18 protein-coding genes are annotated in these 16,252 nt (G+C 37.7%); 16 read left to right on the top strand and 2 right to left on the bottom strand.

Annotation, left to right across the window (positions count from 1 at the left end; genetic code table 11):
- Nucleotides 1–75 precede the first annotated feature (75 nt).
- The 11 genes from BM086_RS06020 (at nucleotide 76) to BM086_RS05970 (ending at nucleotide 8,673) form a co-directional block, all read left to right on the top strand.
- The gene (locus BM086_RS06020) at nucleotides 76–717 is read left to right on the top strand and encodes an adenylate kinase (protein WP_092324847.1); all 642 of its coding nucleotides are present in this window, start codon (nucleotides 76–78) and stop codon (nucleotides 715–717) included.
- Nucleotides 718–738: 21 nt separating this feature from the next.
- Nucleotides 739–1,497 carry a type I methionyl aminopeptidase gene (gene map / locus BM086_RS06015; RefSeq protein WP_092324845.1) on the top strand — a complete coding sequence of 253 codons (759 nt, stop codon included), beginning with the start codon at nucleotides 739–741 and terminating at the stop codon, nucleotides 1,495–1,497.
- A 15-nt stretch (nucleotides 1,498–1,512) separates the two neighbouring features.
- Complete coding sequence (infA, locus tag BM086_RS06010) at nucleotides 1,513–1,731, top strand: translation initiation factor IF-1 (protein ID WP_013280019.1); 219 nt, start codon at nucleotides 1,513–1,515, stop codon at nucleotides 1,729–1,731.
- Between the two features lie 92 nt (nucleotides 1,732–1,823).
- A complete protein-coding gene (locus tag BM086_RS06005) occupies nucleotides 1,824–3,203 on the top strand; it encodes a uracil-xanthine permease family protein (RefSeq protein WP_092324843.1) in 1,380 nt (459 codons plus the stop codon).
- A gap of 221 nt (nucleotides 3,204–3,424) precedes the next feature.
- Nucleotides 3,425–4,723, top strand: a complete 1,299-nt coding sequence (locus BM086_RS06000; protein WP_092324841.1) for a transglutaminase domain-containing protein — start codon at nucleotides 3,425–3,427, stop codon at nucleotides 4,721–4,723.
- A gap of 233 nt (nucleotides 4,724–4,956) precedes the next feature.
- Entirely contained in the window at nucleotides 4,957–5,070 is a 114-nt protein-coding gene (gene rpmJ / locus BM086_RS05995; RefSeq protein ID WP_013280022.1) for a 50S ribosomal protein L36, read from the top strand.
- A gap of 183 nt (nucleotides 5,071–5,253) precedes the next feature.
- On the top strand, nucleotides 5,254–5,622 hold the full coding sequence (gene rpsM, locus BM086_RS05990) for a 30S ribosomal protein S13 (protein WP_092324839.1): 369 nt from the start codon (nucleotides 5,254–5,256) through the stop codon (nucleotides 5,620–5,622).
- A 101-nt stretch (nucleotides 5,623–5,723) separates the two neighbouring features.
- Nucleotides 5,724–6,134, top strand: a complete 411-nt coding sequence (rpsK, locus tag BM086_RS05985) for a 30S ribosomal protein S11 (protein ID WP_022778109.1) — start codon at nucleotides 5,724–5,726, stop codon at nucleotides 6,132–6,134.
- Nucleotides 6,135–6,288: 154 nt separating this feature from the next.
- Entirely contained in the window at nucleotides 6,289–6,882 is a 594-nt protein-coding gene (rpsD, locus tag BM086_RS05980; RefSeq protein WP_092324837.1) for a 30S ribosomal protein S4, read from the top strand.
- Nucleotides 6,883–6,987: 105 nt separating this feature from the next.
- Complete coding sequence (locus tag BM086_RS05975; protein WP_092324835.1) at nucleotides 6,988–7,947, top strand: DNA-directed RNA polymerase subunit alpha; 960 nt, start codon at nucleotides 6,988–6,990, stop codon at nucleotides 7,945–7,947.
- A 189-nt stretch (nucleotides 7,948–8,136) separates the two neighbouring features.
- Entirely contained in the window at nucleotides 8,137–8,673 is a 537-nt protein-coding gene (locus tag BM086_RS05970) for a bL17 family ribosomal protein (protein ID WP_092325171.1), read from the top strand.
- Nucleotides 8,674–8,759: 86 nt separating this feature from the next.
- On the opposite strand, the gene BM086_RS05965 is transcribed toward BM086_RS05970, so the two are convergent.
- Nucleotides 8,760–9,692 (bottom strand): M15 family metallopeptidase, encoded by a 933-nt coding sequence (locus BM086_RS05965; protein WP_092325169.1) that lies wholly within the window; start codon nucleotides 9,690–9,692, stop codon nucleotides 8,760–8,762.
- Between the two features lie 206 nt (nucleotides 9,693–9,898).
- Between BM086_RS05965 and BM086_RS05960 the strand changes: the two genes are divergently transcribed.
- The 5 genes from BM086_RS05960 to BM086_RS05940 all read left to right on the top strand — a co-directional run bounded on the left by BM086_RS05960 (nucleotide 9,899) and on the right by BM086_RS05940 (nucleotide 14,323).
- On the top strand, nucleotides 9,899–10,744 hold the full coding sequence (locus tag BM086_RS05960) for an energy-coupling factor transporter ATPase (protein WP_092324833.1): 846 nt from the start codon (nucleotides 9,899–9,901) through the stop codon (nucleotides 10,742–10,744).
- Between the two features lie 118 nt (nucleotides 10,745–10,862).
- Complete coding sequence (locus tag BM086_RS05955; protein ID WP_092324831.1) at nucleotides 10,863–11,714, top strand: energy-coupling factor transporter ATPase; 852 nt, start codon at nucleotides 10,863–10,865, stop codon at nucleotides 11,712–11,714.
- Nucleotides 11,708–12,511 carry an energy-coupling factor transporter transmembrane component T family protein gene (locus BM086_RS05950; protein WP_092324829.1) on the top strand — a complete coding sequence of 268 codons (804 nt, stop codon included), beginning with the start codon at nucleotides 11,708–11,710 and terminating at the stop codon, nucleotides 12,509–12,511. Before BM086_RS05955 ends, BM086_RS05950 begins: the two co-directional genes overlap by 7 nt.
- 193 nt (nucleotides 12,512–12,704) lie before the next feature.
- Nucleotides 12,705–13,490, top strand: a complete 786-nt coding sequence (truA, locus tag BM086_RS05945; RefSeq protein ID WP_092324827.1) for a tRNA pseudouridine(38-40) synthase TruA — start codon at nucleotides 12,705–12,707, stop codon at nucleotides 13,488–13,490.
- Between the two features lie 47 nt (nucleotides 13,491–13,537).
- Nucleotides 13,538–14,323, top strand: a complete 786-nt coding sequence (locus BM086_RS05940; protein WP_092324825.1) for a tRNA threonylcarbamoyladenosine dehydratase — start codon at nucleotides 13,538–13,540, stop codon at nucleotides 14,321–14,323.
- A gap of 347 nt (nucleotides 14,324–14,670) precedes the next feature.
- Here BM086_RS05940 and BM086_RS05935 read toward each other — a convergent pair whose 3' ends face one another.
- On the bottom strand, nucleotides 14,671–15,957 hold the full coding sequence (locus tag BM086_RS05935; protein WP_092324823.1) for an O-acetylhomoserine aminocarboxypropyltransferase/cysteine synthase family protein: 1,287 nt from the start codon (nucleotides 15,955–15,957) through the stop codon (nucleotides 14,671–14,673).
- Nucleotides 15,958–16,252: the final 295 nt, after the last annotated feature.

Here is a 16,252-nt window from a genome sequence, read left to right as displayed (position 1 = left end):
CTTGCAGCCTCTTCTTTCTTGTTTTATAATGGGATTTGCATTAAAAAACTTTGTTGAAGGGGACTAAATTTAATTATGAAAATTATTATGTTGGGTGCGCCTGGCGCAGGTAAGGGAACGCAGGCAAAAATGATCGCGGATAAATATAAGATTCCGCATATTTCTACCGGTGATATTTTTAGAGCTAACATGAAGAACGGAACTGAGCTTGGTTTAAAAGCTAAGGAATATATGGACAAGGGATTACTTGTTCCTGATGAATTAACAGTTGAAATTCTGTTGGACAGAGTAGCTCAGGATGATTGCAAAGATGGATATGTTCTTGATGGATTTCCAAGAACTATTCCTCAGGCTGATGTTTTGGATAAGGAACTTACAAAGCTTGGCGATAAGGTTGATTTTGCGATCAATGTAGATGTTCCGGATGAGAATATCGTTAGAAGAATGTCAGGAAGACGTGCTTGCCTTAAGTGTGGCGCAACTTATCATATTGAGCATATTCCACCTAAGAAAGAAGGCATTTGTGATAACTGTGGATCTGAACTTGTTCAGAGAGAAGATGATAAGCCTGAAACTGTTCAAAACAGATTGTCAGTATATCATGAACAGACACAGCCACTTATCGATTATTACACAAACAAACAGATTTTGAAAACAGTAGATGGTACAAAGGACATGCAGGAAGTGTTTAACGATATCGTTAGCATTCTTGGATGATATTTATTGGTTTAGTTATATATGGCTATTATTATTAAAACAGATGAAGAAATAGATCTTATGAGAAAGTCTGGACATCTTTTGGCTAAGGTTCATGAAGAACTAAAAGCAGCTGTCTGCCCGGGGGTATCTACCCTTGAGTTGGATGAGATTGGTGAAAAGACCATAAGAGCTCTGGGGGGGATTCCCAATTGTAAAAATTACGAAGGGTTTCCTGCTTCTGTGTGTATTTCTGTGAATGATGAAGTTGTTCATGGAATACCAAGTGCTGATAGGATCCTGCAGGAAGGTGATATTGTTACTTTTGATACAGGACTCATATATAAGGGCTATCATTCTGATGCTGCTCGAACTTGGGGTGTTGGAAAAATAAGCGAAGAAGCTCAAAAGCTCATAGATGTTACCAGAGAAAGCTTTTTTGAAGGTATAAAGAAGGCTAGGGTTGGAAACAGGCTACATGATATATCCAGAGCAATTGATGATTATATTACTCCTCATGGATATGGTATTGTAAGAGAGCTTACAGGTCATGGAATAGGAACTCATTTGCATGAAGATCCTATGGTGCCTAATTACAGGCAGTTAAGACGTGGTGTCAAGCTTCAAAAAAATATGACAATATGTGTAGAACCTATGATAACCATGGGGAATCGCAAGATTTGTTGGTTAGATGATGATTGGACTGTTGTTACTATGGATGGTTCACTTGCTGCACATTATGAGAATACTATCGCCATTACAGATGGCGAACCAGAGATATTAACTTTAGAATGGTCTTGAACAAGGAGGATAAGAATGTCAAAGGCTGATGTAATTGAAATTGAAGGAAAAGTAATTGAGAAACTTCCGAACACAATGTTCCAGGTTGAACTTGAAAATGGACATGTTGTTTTAGCTCATATTAGTGGAAAACTTCGTCAGAACTTTATTAGAATTTTACCTGGCGATAAAGTTACATTGGAGTTGTCACCATATGATCTTACTAAGGGAAGAATCATCTGGAGAGATAAATAATTAGTTATATGCCCATAAGTACATGATGTTTATCATGTGCTTATGGGTTATTTTTATATTAAAAGATTTTATAATTATCAGGGAGGTAAGAAATGGGAGAAAAAAGGAAAGCTATTTATGATGCAACAACATTGGGGAAGCCTAAAATGATGGTACTAGGCTTGCAGCACATGTTTGCAATGTTTGGAGCTACGATTTTAGTTCCGATTCTTGTTAATGGTTATTTTAATGGTGAAGGATTGTCTGTACAAGTTACATTATTCTTTGCAGGTATAGGTACATTATTATTTCATTTGTGCTCAAAGTTTAAAGTTCCTGCATTTTTAGGTTCATCTTTTGCATTTTTGGGAGGCTTTGCTACTGTAGCACAGTTAGATACAGGTAAATACGCAAATATGTCGTTTGGCGAAAAGCTGCCATACGCTTGTGGTGGTATTGTTGTAGCAGGACTTCTTTACCTCGTTCTTGCTTTGATCATCAAACTTGTAGGAGTAAAGAAAGTAATGCATTTCCTTCCTCCGGTTGTTACTGGACCGATTATCATTTGCATAGGTTTATCACTTGCACCTTCTGCAGTAAGTAATGCATCTGCCAACTGGTTTCTTGCAATTGTTGCTCTTGCAGTTGTAATTGCTTTTAACATATGGGGAAAAGGAATGTTTAATATTATTCCAATCCTGATGGGAGTAGTAATTTCTTATGTAGTTGCTTTGATCATGCAGGCGATGGGATTTACAAATGCTGATGGTAGCGCAATTATAAATTTTGCACCTATCAGTGAAGCTAGTTGGGTAGGACTTCCTCCATTTATAATTGCAAAATTTGATATTACAGCGATTCTTGTTATGGCACCGATTGCTATAGCAACTATGATGGAACATATTGGAGATATTTCTGCTATATCAGCGACAACAGGATTGAATTTCATTGAAGAGCCCGGACTACACAGGACTCTGCTTGGAGATGGACTTGCAACTGCATTTGCTGGAATGTTCGGTGGACCTGCAAATACAACATATGGTGAAAATACTGGAGTTTTAGAGCTTTCAAAGGTATATGATCCAAAGGTTGTTAGAATTGCGGCGGTTTATGCTGTTGTAGTAAGCTTTATTCCTAAGATTGCTGATGTAATCGGTACAATGCCAACAGCTATTATTGGCGGTATCAGTTTTGTATTATATGGTATGATTTCAGCCATTGGTGTAAGAAATGTCGTAGAAAATAAGGTTGACTTTACTAAATCAAGAAATCTCATCGTTGCAGCGGTTATACTTGTTTCAGGATTGGGATTTTCGAATGGTATTACATTTACAGTATTTGGTACAACTGTAACTCTTACTTCACTTGCTATTGCAGCACTTCTTGGAGTGACATTAAATGCTATACTTCCTGGAAATGATTATAATTTTGGAGTTAATCATCAGGGAGATATCAATCGTGGTGTCAGCTTTAATAATAGAAATGCATCATGATTATCAATAAATCTTTATATATCTTTTAAACAAATTTCTTTAAAATTTTAAAATTGGTGACTGAAATAATGATAATGGAAAAACGGCTTGGATGCGCCATTTATGGAGAGCACCATTGAAATACGCCCTATTTCTTATTGTTTCAGTCGCCTTATTTATTAATGAAAACATGCCGATATACTGATAAAGATTCATGTGCGTAGGACAAGGAAGGAATCGCTATGAAGAAATTATTAGGAACATTATTGGTATTTATTCTTACAATTGTCGTTATTTTGTGCGGTTTTATCGTACTCTGTGGTCTGAGTCCCGATGTTGCGGCGGGAGCATCTGAAACTTCCAAAATATTACAAGTTTATATTGAATCACAAAAAGAAGATGAAGAGGGAAATGAAACAAGTAATACCAATTCAGTAAATGAATCCTCTACTTCTGATACATCACAAATTGAAGATATGATTTCATCTGAGAATGAGCTGGAAGTTAATGAATTAGATTCTTCTGAAGAGCAGGATGATATTGTTCAGATACAGAAAACATTTCAAGAATATGCTTCAGTATGGAATACAAATGGTCTAACACAGAATCTTGCTGAGAAAGCTCTTTCCACATTAACCCCAAATGATGAAATGGGGTATCAGGAAGATGCGTATAATGATTATGTGTTGACAGAGAGAAATGTGATAAAACTGGAGGATGCAGGACAATTACAGGAAGCTATCAAGAATACAAGCATGGGGAGCCCGGGAAAAGATATTTCTTTTGACAAGGAGTATTATCCATATTATTACATGCTTGATGATAAGGGGAAAGACATATATAAACAGATTTATTCCAGTGCGATTGATTTAAAAACAACCTTTATTCCAATATATACAAATGTTAATTCAGATGAGTGGTATAATGCATTTTTAAGTGTTTCATTCGATCATCCGGAATTATTCTGGTTAAATAATAAGATGTATACGGAATATGATTATAATGGAAATGTCGTAAAGGTTGAACTTTCCTATTATACAGATGAATTGCAGGATATCACATCGGCTAAAATGGATTTTGAAAGCGTGGCAGAAAGCATTGCTTCGCAGGCGCGTGAGCTGAATACTGAATATGAAAAGGAAGTTTTTATACACAATTATCTTGCTAATAAGCTGAACTATTCAAGTGGGACAATGGATCAAAGTGCATATAGCGCAATAGTTGGTAATGATACGGTTTGCGCAGGCTATTCAAAAGCATTCCAATATATAATGCAAAAGGCTGGCGTGCCAACGTATTTTGTTGCAGGATGGGGCGGATCAGCTTCAGGTGGCGGTCTGCATGGCTGGAACATGGTTAAAATTGGGAAAGATTATTATAATGTTGATCTTACTTGGGATGATACCAATCCTGTTAACTATGACTATTTTAATAAGTCGGATAGAGATTTTGCGCAGCATTTGAGAATGTTCAGTTCTCAGTTTCTGCCATCATGCCAGGGGAAAAAATATTCTACCTCCCCAGAAACAGCCAAACAGTGATATAAAGAAATATATCTAAAATAAGAATGCAGAAGCCCGCATTTACTGCGGGTTTCTGATTTTAATTAATGAGCATACAAACTAATTTAAAAATATTTTGTGAAAAAATGTTAAAAAGTAGTTGATTAATAACAAACAAAGTGCTAATATGATAAATGGTCTTTTTAGAAGAGGGGATAGTTTGCCCTTCTTTAGGCATTATGCTGTTTTTACCATGCAGGAAAGGAGTAACAATGAAAGTTAGGTCTTCTGTTAAGCCTATGTGCGAAAAGTGCAAGGTTATTAAGAGAAAGGGCGTTATCAGAGTAATCTGTGACAACCCTAAACACAAACAGAGACAGGGTTAATTCGAGCCGTTTTCGGATTACTTTTTGATACCAATGTGTATTGGAAAGATCGGATTAAATACTGTCCGATTGGGCGTAATGGTTGCCCCAATCAAACAAGTAACAGCTCTACATAAGTATTCTAGAGCAAGAGGAGTAAAACTTCTCATATAGTTTATTTTTTTATTTTATGGAGGAATTAAAATGGCTCGTATTGCAGGTGTAGATTTACCTAGAGATAAGCGAGTAGAGATTGGTTTGACATACATCTACGGAATTGGTAGAACAAGCTCAAACAAGATTCTCGAAGCAGCAAAAGTAAATCCGGACACACGTGTTCGTGATCTTACAGATGATGAAGTAAAGAAAATCGCCGAGATTATCGGTAACGACTACGAAGTAGAAGGTGACCTCAGAAGAGAAGTTGCTATGAACATCAAGAGACTCACTGAGATCGGATGCTTCAGAGGAATGCGTCATAGAAGAGGACTTCCTTGCCGTGGTCAGAGAACTAAGACAAATGCAAGAACAAGAAAAGGACCAAAGAGAACAATCGCTAATAAGAAGAAATAATTCTTTCCAAAGCTTTTGTATAATATTTTAGAACCCGTGCATGGCAGGTTCGAAGAAACATTTAACAAGTATTTTATAGGAAGAAAGTAGGTTAGTTTAAAATGGCAAATCAGAAATCATCTTCAGCTGCAAAGAAGGCAGCTGCAAAGAAGCGTGTCAAGAAAAACGTTGAACACGGACAGGCACATATCCAGTCATCATTCAACAACACAATCGTTACATTGACTGATGCTGCAGGTAACGCTCTTAGCTGGGCAAGTGCTGGCGGTCTGGGATTTAAGGGTTCAAGGAAATCTACTCCTTATGCTGCACAGGTAGCTGCAGAGACAGCAACTAAGGCTGCTCTTATTCATGGCCTTAAGACTGTTGATGTATTCGTTAAGGGACCAGGATCAGGAAGAGAAGCTGCAATCAGAGCTCTTGCTGCAAGCGGTCTTACAGTTACATCTATCACAGACGTAACACCTGTACCACATAACGGATGCCGCCCACCTAAGCGTCGTAGAGTATAATCGTTGCTCAAACAATGTAGTTACATGTGCTAATAAATTTTTTATTCTATGTAAACTCGTTGGACGAAGGTGAAATCGCTAACATAAAGTTAGCAGAACATTGTAAACAACATCAGAATCGTATAGTAATTCTGAGTAAAAGAAAGGAGCCAAAATGGCAGTAAACAGAGTTCCAGTATTAAAGAGATGCAGATCACTTGATTTAGATCCAACTTTCCTTGGATATGACAAGAAGTCAAAGAGAACATCAGCAAGAGCTGGTAAGAAGATGAGCGAGTACGGACTTCAGCTTCGTGAGAAACAGAAGGCAAAGTTCATCTATGGCGTTCTTGAGAAGCCTTTCAGAAACTACTATGATATCGCTGACAGAATGAAGGGTCAGACAGGTACAAACCTTATGACAATTCTTGAGTCTAGACTTGATAATGTAGTATTCAGAATGGGATTTGCTAGAACAAGAAGAGAAGCTAGACAGGTAGTTCTTCACAAGTTTATTCTTGTAAATGGCAAGATGATTAACGTTCCTTCATACCGTATCAAGGCTGGGGATGTTATTGAAGTTAAAGAAGCAGCTAAGAATATCCAGAGATTTAAGGATATTGCTGAGATCACTGCTAGCAGACTTGTTCCTGAGTGGATTGATGTTAACAAGGACAATCTTCAGGGTACTGTTAAGGAGCTTCCTTCAAGAGAAGCAATTGATGTACCAGTTGACGAAATGCTTATAGTCGAGTTGTATTCAAAGTAATATAATTAATATAGGTTTTCAAAGTCATAAATCAACTTTGTTGATTTATGACAATGGAAACTTGATATATAACTTGTTGACAAACCACATAAGGAGGGTATATCAGTGTTTGATTTTGAAAGACCAAATATTGAAGTTGCTGAAATCTCAGATGATAAGAAGTATGGTAAATTCGTAGTAGAGCCTCTTGAGAGAGGTTACGGTATTACACTGGGCAATTCCCTTCGTAGGATTATGCTCTCTTCTTTACCTGGTGCAGCAGTAAGTCAGGTCAAAATCGAAGGCGTACTGCATGAATTCAGTTCTATTCCTGGTGTAAAGGAAGATGTAACTGAAATTATCATGAATATCAAGAATCTTTCAATTAAGAATTCTTCTGACACAAACGAGCCAAAGGTTGCATATATTGAATTCAATGGTGAGGGTGTTGTTAGAGCATCTGATATTCAGGTAGACCAGGATATAGAGATCATGAATCCTGATCAGGTTATCGCTACACTTTCCGGCAAAGATGCTAAGCTTTACATGGAGCTTACTATCACAAAGGGAAGAGGTTATGTTAGCTCTGATAAGAACAAAGGCGGCGATCTTCCAATTGGCGTGATCGCAATCGATTCTATTTATACACCTGTAGAAAGAGTAAATATAACTGTAGAGAATACTCGTGTAGGTCAGGTTACTGATTTTGATAAATTAACACTTGATGTTCATACAGATGGTACACTTGCTCCAGATGAGGCTGTAAGCCTTGCAGCAAAGGTACTTAGTGAGCATTTGAGCCTTTTCATTGATCTTTCTGAAAATGCTAAGACCGCTGAGGTTATGGTAGAGAAGGAAGATGACGAGAAGGGCAAGGTTCTCGAGATGTCTATTGATGAACTTGAACTTTCAGTTCGTTCATTCAATTGCCTTAAGAGAGCTGGTATCAATACCGTTCAGGAGCTTGCAAATAAAACTTCTGATGATATGATGAAAGTACGTAATCTTGGTCGCAAGTCTTTAGAAGAAGTTCTTGCTAAGCTTGATGAGCTTGGACTTTCTCTTAGACAGGACAGCGAGCAGTAATTTAAAGATTTATCTATAAATGATATTCGCTGAAGGTAAATCCAAAGTGTACTGAAGCGGATTCTCATAATGGATGGTGCAATTATGCACCATGGTAACAATAACAAGCATCATAAGAATAAGACCAAAGCGCATTTTGTGATGTACCAATGCAGGAGGAATCCTGCAAATGAGAAAGGAATTATAATCATGGCAATGTACAGAAAGCTTGGAAAAGCAACAAAACCTAGAAGAGCACTTCTTCGTAACCAGGTAACAGCACTTCTTTACAATGGAAAGATTGTTACAACAGAAGCAAGAGCAAAGGAAATCAAGAAGATCGTAGAGCCTATGATCACACTTGCTGCAAAGGAAAAGGACAACTTCGAGACAGTTACTGTTGAAGCTAAGGTTCCTGAGAAGGATAAAGATGGCAGAAGAGTAAAGGAAGTTGTTGACGGTAAGAAGGTTACAAAGTTCACAACTGTAAAGAAGGAAATCAAGAAGGATATGCCTTCACGTATGCATGCAAGAAGACAGCTGCTTAAGACTCTTTACCCAGTAGTTGAAGTTCCTACAGAGAACGCTGGAAGAAAGAAAAACACAAAGAATGTTGATCTTGTAGCTAAGCTTTTCGATGAGTATGGCCCTAAGTATGCAGATCGCAAGGGTGGATACACAAGAATGATCAAGATTGGTCAGAGAAAAGGCGATGCAGCTATGATGGTTGTACTTGAGCTTGTTTAATTTGTAAGCTGAGTAATAAATAAGAGATAGTCCTTTTATGGGGCCATCTCTTTTTTGTTGAAAATTAAAACTCTATTATGGTTTTTCTACCGTTCAAAGTGTTGATAATCTTTAGAAGAGTTCCAATCACCACCCCATTTAAAGCCATGAGCTTTGAAGAGTTTGTAAGCAAGATCATTTTCGTCAATCTTATAAGGAAAAGATGATGTTCTGTCAGCGTAAGCATCACTTCCTGCAGGAGCAATATTATGTGTACCATCTTTTTTATATGTGATATAAGGGTTGTAGAAAGGGTTTATGTCTATTGCAAGTCCGTAGGCATGTTTTGAAAGCTTTTTTGTACCTGCAACTTCTCTGTAATTAAAGCATGAAGTGTTATTTGCCTCCATAGATAATTCGTCATCAGCATTGAATTCGTCTATGAGTTTGATGCTCTCTATCTGATATCCGCCCTCATATAGTTCATAAAATATTTCTATAACATCCTGTGCGATTGATGAATTACATATGAGTTCGCCGGTCTGTGTCTCTCCATAAAAATCATTATATAGAAGTGAGCAGTAACTAAGTTCATCAAGACTGATATTATTATTCTCTTTATAAGAGACACCTGTTATTCTAGCTATAATCTGTTCTGTAAGAGGAGAGTAGTAAAAACCATCTGAATAAATAGTTTTTTCTTCTGATGAAATAGAAGAGCTGTTATTTGATGCTAAATTAGTGTTGGAATTCTCATTATTAGTGATTGAGTTATTTGTACCAATGCTGGCTTGCGAAGATGTTGTTAAAGTATCAGAGGAATCATTGGAGACGACAGTATCACTGCCAGTCTCAGTAGATGATTCAACACATGAACTGTTTGCAGTAGTTGATGAATCAGCCTCGGAAATTACTTTTTCTTTATGATTTTTAGCATCGTATTCAGCCAACGTTTCACCTCTTGCCATGAATCTGGCAACGAATCCACATACTATTATTATTCCGAATAATAAAATAATATCCTTAATATATTTATTCATTGTATCATTCTGTCCCATTATTATTTTTATAACATATCTATATTACCACTAATAACTTGTATTTGCTTAAAAACTCTAGTAAAATGGTGCAGTGAAAAAATGGTTGCGTAATTTATTGATTTTATGAATAGGCGTCGGCTTTGACTGATTGTATTTGTTATTAGACAATAAAGACGCAAACGAGCAAATGAAAAGAAGCGAAAATTATGATTCGTACCAAAAATCTTGTATTTGAATATATACGCCGTGATGATGAAGGCAACGTAGAAGGTATTACCAGAGCGGTGGATGGGGTGAATCTATCTGTTGAGCCCGGCCAGTTCATCGCAATTTTAGGACATAATGGTTCAGGTAAATCAACCCTTGCTAAGCATTTTAATGCGCTTTTATACCCAACTGAGGGTGAAGTCTTTATTGACGGTCTTAATACGGAAGAGGACAAGAATATTTGGGAAATTCGTCAGAAGGCTGGTATGGTATTCCAGAATCCTGATAACCAGATAATAGGTCAGGTAGTTGAAGAGGATGTGGGATTCGGACCAGAGAATATGGGAATCCCTACTGAAGAAATATGGGAAAGAGTTGAGGAGAGTCTTAAAACAGTTGGAATGCTACAGTTTAGAAAAGCTTCTCCTAACCATCTGTCAGGTGGACAAAAACAGCGAGTTTCAATCGCTGGTGTCATAGCTATGCATCCTAAATGCATCATATTTGATGAACCTACTGCCATGCTTGATCCAAACGGCCGAAAAGAAGTTATAAGAGCTGCCAGGGCATTAAATGAAGTTGAGAACATTACAATTATTCTTATAACGCATTATATGGAAGAGGTTATATATGCAGATAAGGTGTTTGTAATGGATAAAGGGCATGTTGAGATGTCGGGTACACCCAGAGAAATCTTTTCACAGGTCGATAAGTTAAAAGAACTGCGTCTTGGTGTTCCACAGGTAACTCTTTTGGCACATGAACTTAGAAATGCAGGGTTACCATTGCCAGAAGGAATACTATCTAGGGAAGAACTAATCAACGAATTGAAACGTCTGAAATAAAGTTCAAATATTTTGGTGATGCTGAACTGAGGAAAATTCGCATGCCAGGTGCATTTTTATATAAAAATATTTGAAAAATATAGAAAACAAAGATTTTTCATTATATGGAGATAATTAAATGTCCATAATATTAGATCATGTTAACTACATATACGATGAAGATACTGCAATGGCGCATCCTGCGCTTATTGATGTGTGTCTCAACATTCCAAATGGTCAGTTTGTTGGACTCATTGGACATACAGGTTCTGGAAAATCTACGCTCATTCAGCATATGAACGGTCTTGAGAAGCCTACAAGCGGAAGCGTTTTTTATGATGGTAAAGATATTCATGATGCTGATTATGACAGAAAAGCCTTGAGAGCGAAGGTTGGTCTTGTTTTTCAGTATCCGGAGCATCAGTTATTTGAAACGGATTGCTTTAAAGACGTATGTTTTGGCCCTAAGAATCTGGGACTTCCACAAAAAGAAGTTGAACTTAGAGCATATGAAGCTCTCAAACAGGTTGGTTTTGACGATGAGTATTTTTATCAGTCTCCCTTTGATCTTTCCGGAGGCCAAAAAAGAAGAGTTGCTATTGCCGGTGTCTTAGCGATGAAACCAGAAGTGCTTATTCTTGATGAGCCTACAGCAGGACTTGATCCTAAGGGAAGGGAAGATATACTAAACCTTATTTCTAAGCTTCATAAAGAAATGGGAATTACAATAATTCTTGTAAGTCATAGCATGGAAGATGTTGCTAATTATGTTCAGAGAATTATTGTTATGAATAAAGGAAGAGTTGCTTTTGATGATGAACCCAAAGAGGTTTTCAGACATTATAAGGAACTTGAACAGATTGGACTTGCTGCACCGCAGGTTACATATATTATGCAGGAACTTAAGCAGGCAGGCTTTCCAGTAGACAGCGATGTCACAACTTTGGAAGATGCAAAAAATGAGATACTGAAGGCGTTTGGAAAATGCTAAGAGATATTACACTTGGACAATATTATAGAACTGAATCAGTAGTGCACAAGCTTGACCCGAGGGTGAAGCTTGTTGCTACATTTATGTTCATCATATCGCTATTTGTTGCAAATAATATTATAGGATACATAATTGCGGCTCTTTTTCTGATAATGTGTATTGCGCTGTCTAATGTGCCGCCTAAGTTTATTTTCAGAGGAATGAAGACCATCTTCTTCTTGCTTGTTATAACGATGATATTCAATCTTTTCCTGACTCCGGGAAAAGAACTTGTAAGCTTTTGGAAGTTTACCATAACCTATGAAGGTGTAAAAATGGCATCAATGATGGCGATAAGACTGATTTTCCTGATCACTGGGTCTTCTCTTATGACTTTGACAACTACGCCAAACAATCTTACAGATGGTTTGGAAAGGCTGCTCAGACCACTTAAACTATTTAAAGTTCCGGTTCATGAAATTGCAATGATGATGTCTATCGCGCTTAGGTTTATACCAATCCTTATGGAAGAAACTGATAAGATCATGAAAGCTCAGATGGCAAGAGGAGCTGATTTTGAGAGCGGTTCACTTATTACAAGGGCAAAGAGTCTTGTGCCTCTTCTTGTACCGTTGTTTATATCAGCGTTTAGAAGGGCTAATGATCTTGCTATGGCGATGGAAGCAAGATGTTACAGAGGCGGAGAAGGCAGAACCAAGATGAAGCCGCTTATTTATTCAAATATTGATAGGATAGCTTATCTTGTTATCATTGTGTATTTAGCTTTAGTAATTATTTGTGGAAGGATTTTATTCTAAAGCCAAATTGCAATATATGTATTTTTGATATTACAGAAATACGCAGTTAATGCGGTTTTAGTGGGAACACGATTCATGAGGCAAGCAAGTCGTCGACGTAAATCGACTTTAATTAGCTTGTTGCTTGTTTGCTGATATCTTTAATGATCCATTCAAGATATCATAGAGTTGTTATAGTAATAGGTAATTCTTTATGCAGAGTAGAAGAATAATGCTTATAGTTTCATATGATGGGACCGGTTATAGCGGTTGGGCGCTTCAGAGTAGTACCCCCAATACGATAGAGGGTGAGCTTAATCGGGCCATCATGCGTCTGACGGGAGAAGAAGTGAATGTGATTGGCGCCAGCAGAACGGATGCCGGTGTGCATGCGTATGGTAATGTGGCAGTATTTGACACATGTTCAAGAATTCCCGGGGACAGATTTTCTTTTGCGCTTAATCATGAACTTCCTGATGATATCTGCATTGTTCAGTCAAAAGAAGTTTCTTCTGAATTTCATCCAAGACATTGTGATACTTTAAAGACATATGAATACAGGGTATTGAATACCAAGCAGAGTGTACCTACTAAGCGGCTCTATTCATATCATTTCAGTATGCCTCTTAATATTGATGCTATGAACGAAGCGGCAGCATTTTTAGTAGGAGAACATGATTTTACAAGCTTTTGCAATACTGAATCGCAGGCATTAAGCCATGTCAGAACCATAAAAGATGTGAAAGTGACTCGTGAAAATGATGAGGTTGTCATTACAGTTACAGGTAATGGATTCCTGTATAATATGGTTCGAATTATTGCAGGAACATTGTTACAGATTGGCAGGGGGAAAGGCGCTCCTGAAGATATTAAGACAATGCTGGAGAAAAAAGACAGAGCGGCAGCGGGACCAACTGCGCCTGCAATGGGGCTTTTTCTTAAAGAATACAAATTCGTAGATGGGATTCCCGGACCGGATGGTGGTGGAAAAGCGAGTTAATATTAAACGGACTCACTAGCATTGGCAAAGGAAAATGAGGAATGTGCATGGAAGGACAGTTTTCAAGAACTGAATTACTATTAGGAGCAGAGGCGCTTGAAACTCTTGCCAATAAAAGAGTTGCTATCTTTGGCGTGGGCGGAGTTGGTGGATATGTCTGTGAAGCACTGGTGCGCTCTGGAATTGGAGAATTTGACATCTGCGATGATGATAAAGTTGCACTTTCAAATTTAAACAGACAGATTATAGCAACACATAAATCTGTTGGCAGATATAAGGTTGATGTTATGAAAGAAAGAATGCTTGATATCAATCCAGAGGTTAAAGTTAACACCTATCAGTGCTTTTTTTTGCCGGAAAATGCTGATCAATTCCCTTTTGAGGAATTTGACTATGTTGTAGATGCAGTTGATACGGTTACTGCAAAGCTTGAGATTATTATGCGTGCAAAAGAAAAAAACGTTCCTGTGATAAGTGCTATGGGAGCTGGAAATAAATTAGATCCCACAAAGTTTGTTATTACAGATATATATAAGACAAGCATGGATCCACTGGCAAAGGTAATGAGGCGCGAGCTGAAAAAACGAGGAATTAAGGACTTGAAGGTGGTCTATTCTGAGGAAATACCGATAAAACCAAACTCACCTAAGAATGTGACAAAAGACAGTGATTCAGAAGAAAAAAAGCTTGATGTAATAGATAAGAGCAAAGAAGTTGAACAAAGTGAACCACAACTTCATGCAAGGAGAAGCACTCCGGGAAGCGTTTCATTTGTTCCCTCTGTTGCAGGTCTTATCATAGCCTCTGAAGTGGTAAAAGACCTTATTTCTTAATATATGTGATGACAGGGGAGCAGATTATTTGGCATACTGAAACATGAGGCATAAGTTTGGTGGATATAAATAAAAAAGTGCAACACTGCAGGATTATACTTATCCTGTGGAGTTGCACTTTTTCTGTAATGAGAGGAAATTGCCTTGCAAATTTTATTGCATAAAAATGTTCAGCTATGAATGCACGCTACTGTATAAACAGATCATTGAGATTGTAAATGCCTTGCTAAGTGATTTACAAATCATACAATCTAAATATATTGCATAAATTCAAGCGCATTCGACGTGAGAATGATGTTAGCAATATTCATATTATAAATCTAGCTAATTATCCATTTTATGCACAATTATTGAATAGTAGCCAGTGTGTTTGCAAGATCTGCAATCAAATCTTCCTTATCTTCAAGACCGCAGGAAATTCTGATGAGACCGGCAGGAATTCCGGCAGCTTCAAGCTGTTCATCAGTCATCTGACGATGAGTTGATGTTGCAGGGTTCAGACAGCATGTGCGAGCATCAGCAACATGAGTTTCAATAGCTGCAAGCTTTAATTCTTTCATGAAACTTTCTGCAGCTTTTCTTCCACCCTTAAGTTCAAAAGAAACAACGCCGCAGCCGCCGTTTGGCATATATTTCTTGGCGATTTCGTGATATGGGTCAGTTTCAAGACCAGGGTAATTTACCTTAACAACCTGAGGCTGAGACTGAAGGAATTTAGCAACAGCAAGACCATTTTCAACGTGCTTTGGCATACGTACATGAAGTGATTCCAAGCCAAGATTTAAAAGGAAGGCATTCTGTGGAGACTGAATGCATCCAAAGTCACGCATAAGCTGTGAAGTGCATTTTGTAATGAATGCGCCTTCTTTTCCAAATTTCTCAGCATAAATAATGCCATGATAAGAATCGTCAGGCTGTGTAAGACCTGGGAATTTGTCAGCGTGAGCCATCCAGTCAAAATTACCTGAATCAACAATAGCTCCGCCAACAGCAGCACCATGACCATCCATGTATTTAGTAGTTGAATGAGTTACAATGTCAGCTCCCCATTCGATTGGTCTGCAATTTACAGGAGTTGGGAAGGTGTTGTCGACAATGAGTGGAACACCGTGTCTGTGAGCTGCGTTTGCAAATTTCTCGATATCTAGAACAGTAAGAGCAGGGTTTGCGATAGTTTCACCAAATACAGCTCTTGTATTATCTTTAAATGCTGCGTCAAGTTCTTCATCTGTGCTGTCAGGTGAAACAAAAGTAACCTCGATGCCCATTTTTGCCATTGTTACAGCGATAAGATTGAATGTTCCACCATAGATTGAAGATGAAGCTACAATATGGCTGCCACATTCGCAGATGTTGAAAAGCGCAAAAAAGTTTGCGGCCTGACCTGAAGATGTGAGCATTGCTGCGCATCCGCCTTCCAAAGCAGCTATTTTTGCAGCTACATGGTCATTTGTTGGGTTCTGAAGTCTTGTATAAAAATATCCAGATGCTTCGAGGTCAAAGAGCTTTCCCATGTCCTCGCTGGTATCATATTTAAAAGTAGTTGACTGAATGATTGGAATCTGACGAGGTTCGCCATTCCCAGGAGTATAGCCTGCCTGTACACATTTTGTACCTAATCCTTGATTATTCATAGTGCCTCCTAAAAAGAAATAAATACGCTTTTAAAGCTTATTAGTATATGTTATTGAAGAATATCCCTGCAAAAGCTGTGGTTAATGCGTATTTCTGCAGTTTTATTTAAGAACATATACTACATAAGATTAACACACTTTACTGTGTTATCCAACAAAAATGTAATGAACCTGCGAACTCTATATTTTCGATTGCTTTAGTAAAAATTACCAAAAAGTAATGTGATATATTGAAATGCTTAATGAACTATTTACAAAAGAACTCCTTTAGTTATATACTGTTTTTTAATAAAGT

Origin of the sequence: Butyrivibrio sp. YAB3001 (assembly GCF_900112195.1) — a bacterium.
In the GTDB taxonomy this organism is placed as follows: Bacteria; Bacillota; Clostridia; order Lachnospirales; family Lachnospiraceae; genus Butyrivibrio.
This window is presented reverse-complemented; position numbering and strand designations above follow the sequence as displayed.

Bases quoted from the DNA above. Each gene is read 5' to 3' on its own strand.
- BM086_RS06020 (WP_092324847.1), top strand. From the start codon at position 76: ATGAAAATTATTATGTTGGGTGCGCCTGGCGCAGGTAAGGGAACGCAG.
- map (WP_092324845.1), top strand. From the start codon at position 739: ATGGCTATTATTATTAAAACAGATGAAGAAATAGATCTTATGAGAAAG.
- infA (WP_013280019.1), top strand. From the start codon at position 1,513: ATGTCAAAGGCTGATGTAATTGAAATTGAAGGAAAAGTAATTGAGAAA.
- BM086_RS06005 (WP_092324843.1), top strand. From the start codon at position 1,824: ATGGGAGAAAAAAGGAAAGCTATTTATGATGCAACAACATTGGGGAAG.
- BM086_RS06000 (WP_092324841.1), top strand. From the start codon at position 3,425: ATGAAGAAATTATTAGGAACATTATTGGTATTTATTCTTACAATTGTC.
- rpmJ (WP_013280022.1), top strand. From the start codon at position 4,957: ATGAAAGTTAGGTCTTCTGTTAAGCCTATGTGCGAAAAGTGCAAGGTT.
- rpsM (WP_092324839.1), top strand. From the start codon at position 5,254: ATGGCTCGTATTGCAGGTGTAGATTTACCTAGAGATAAGCGAGTAGAG.
- rpsK (WP_022778109.1), top strand. From the start codon at position 5,724: ATGGCAAATCAGAAATCATCTTCAGCTGCAAAGAAGGCAGCTGCAAAG.
- rpsD (WP_092324837.1), top strand. From the start codon at position 6,289: ATGGCAGTAAACAGAGTTCCAGTATTAAAGAGATGCAGATCACTTGAT.
- BM086_RS05970 (WP_092325171.1), top strand. From the start codon at position 8,137: ATGGCAATGTACAGAAAGCTTGGAAAAGCAACAAAACCTAGAAGAGCA.
- BM086_RS05965 (WP_092325169.1), bottom strand. From the start codon at position 9,692: ATGAATAAATATATTAAGGATATTATTTTATTATTCGGAATAATAATA.
- BM086_RS05960 (WP_092324833.1), top strand. From the start codon at position 9,899: ATGATTCGTACCAAAAATCTTGTATTTGAATATATACGCCGTGATGAT.
- BM086_RS05955 (WP_092324831.1), top strand. From the start codon at position 10,863: ATGTCCATAATATTAGATCATGTTAACTACATATACGATGAAGATACT.
- BM086_RS05950 (WP_092324829.1), top strand. From the start codon at position 11,708: ATGCTAAGAGATATTACACTTGGACAATATTATAGAACTGAATCAGTA.
- truA (WP_092324827.1), top strand. From the start codon at position 12,705: ATGCAGAGTAGAAGAATAATGCTTATAGTTTCATATGATGGGACCGGT.
- BM086_RS05940 (WP_092324825.1), top strand. From the start codon at position 13,538: ATGGAAGGACAGTTTTCAAGAACTGAATTACTATTAGGAGCAGAGGCG.
- BM086_RS05935 (WP_092324823.1), bottom strand. From the start codon at position 15,957: ATGAATAATCAAGGATTAGGTACAAAATGTGTACAGGCAGGCTATACT.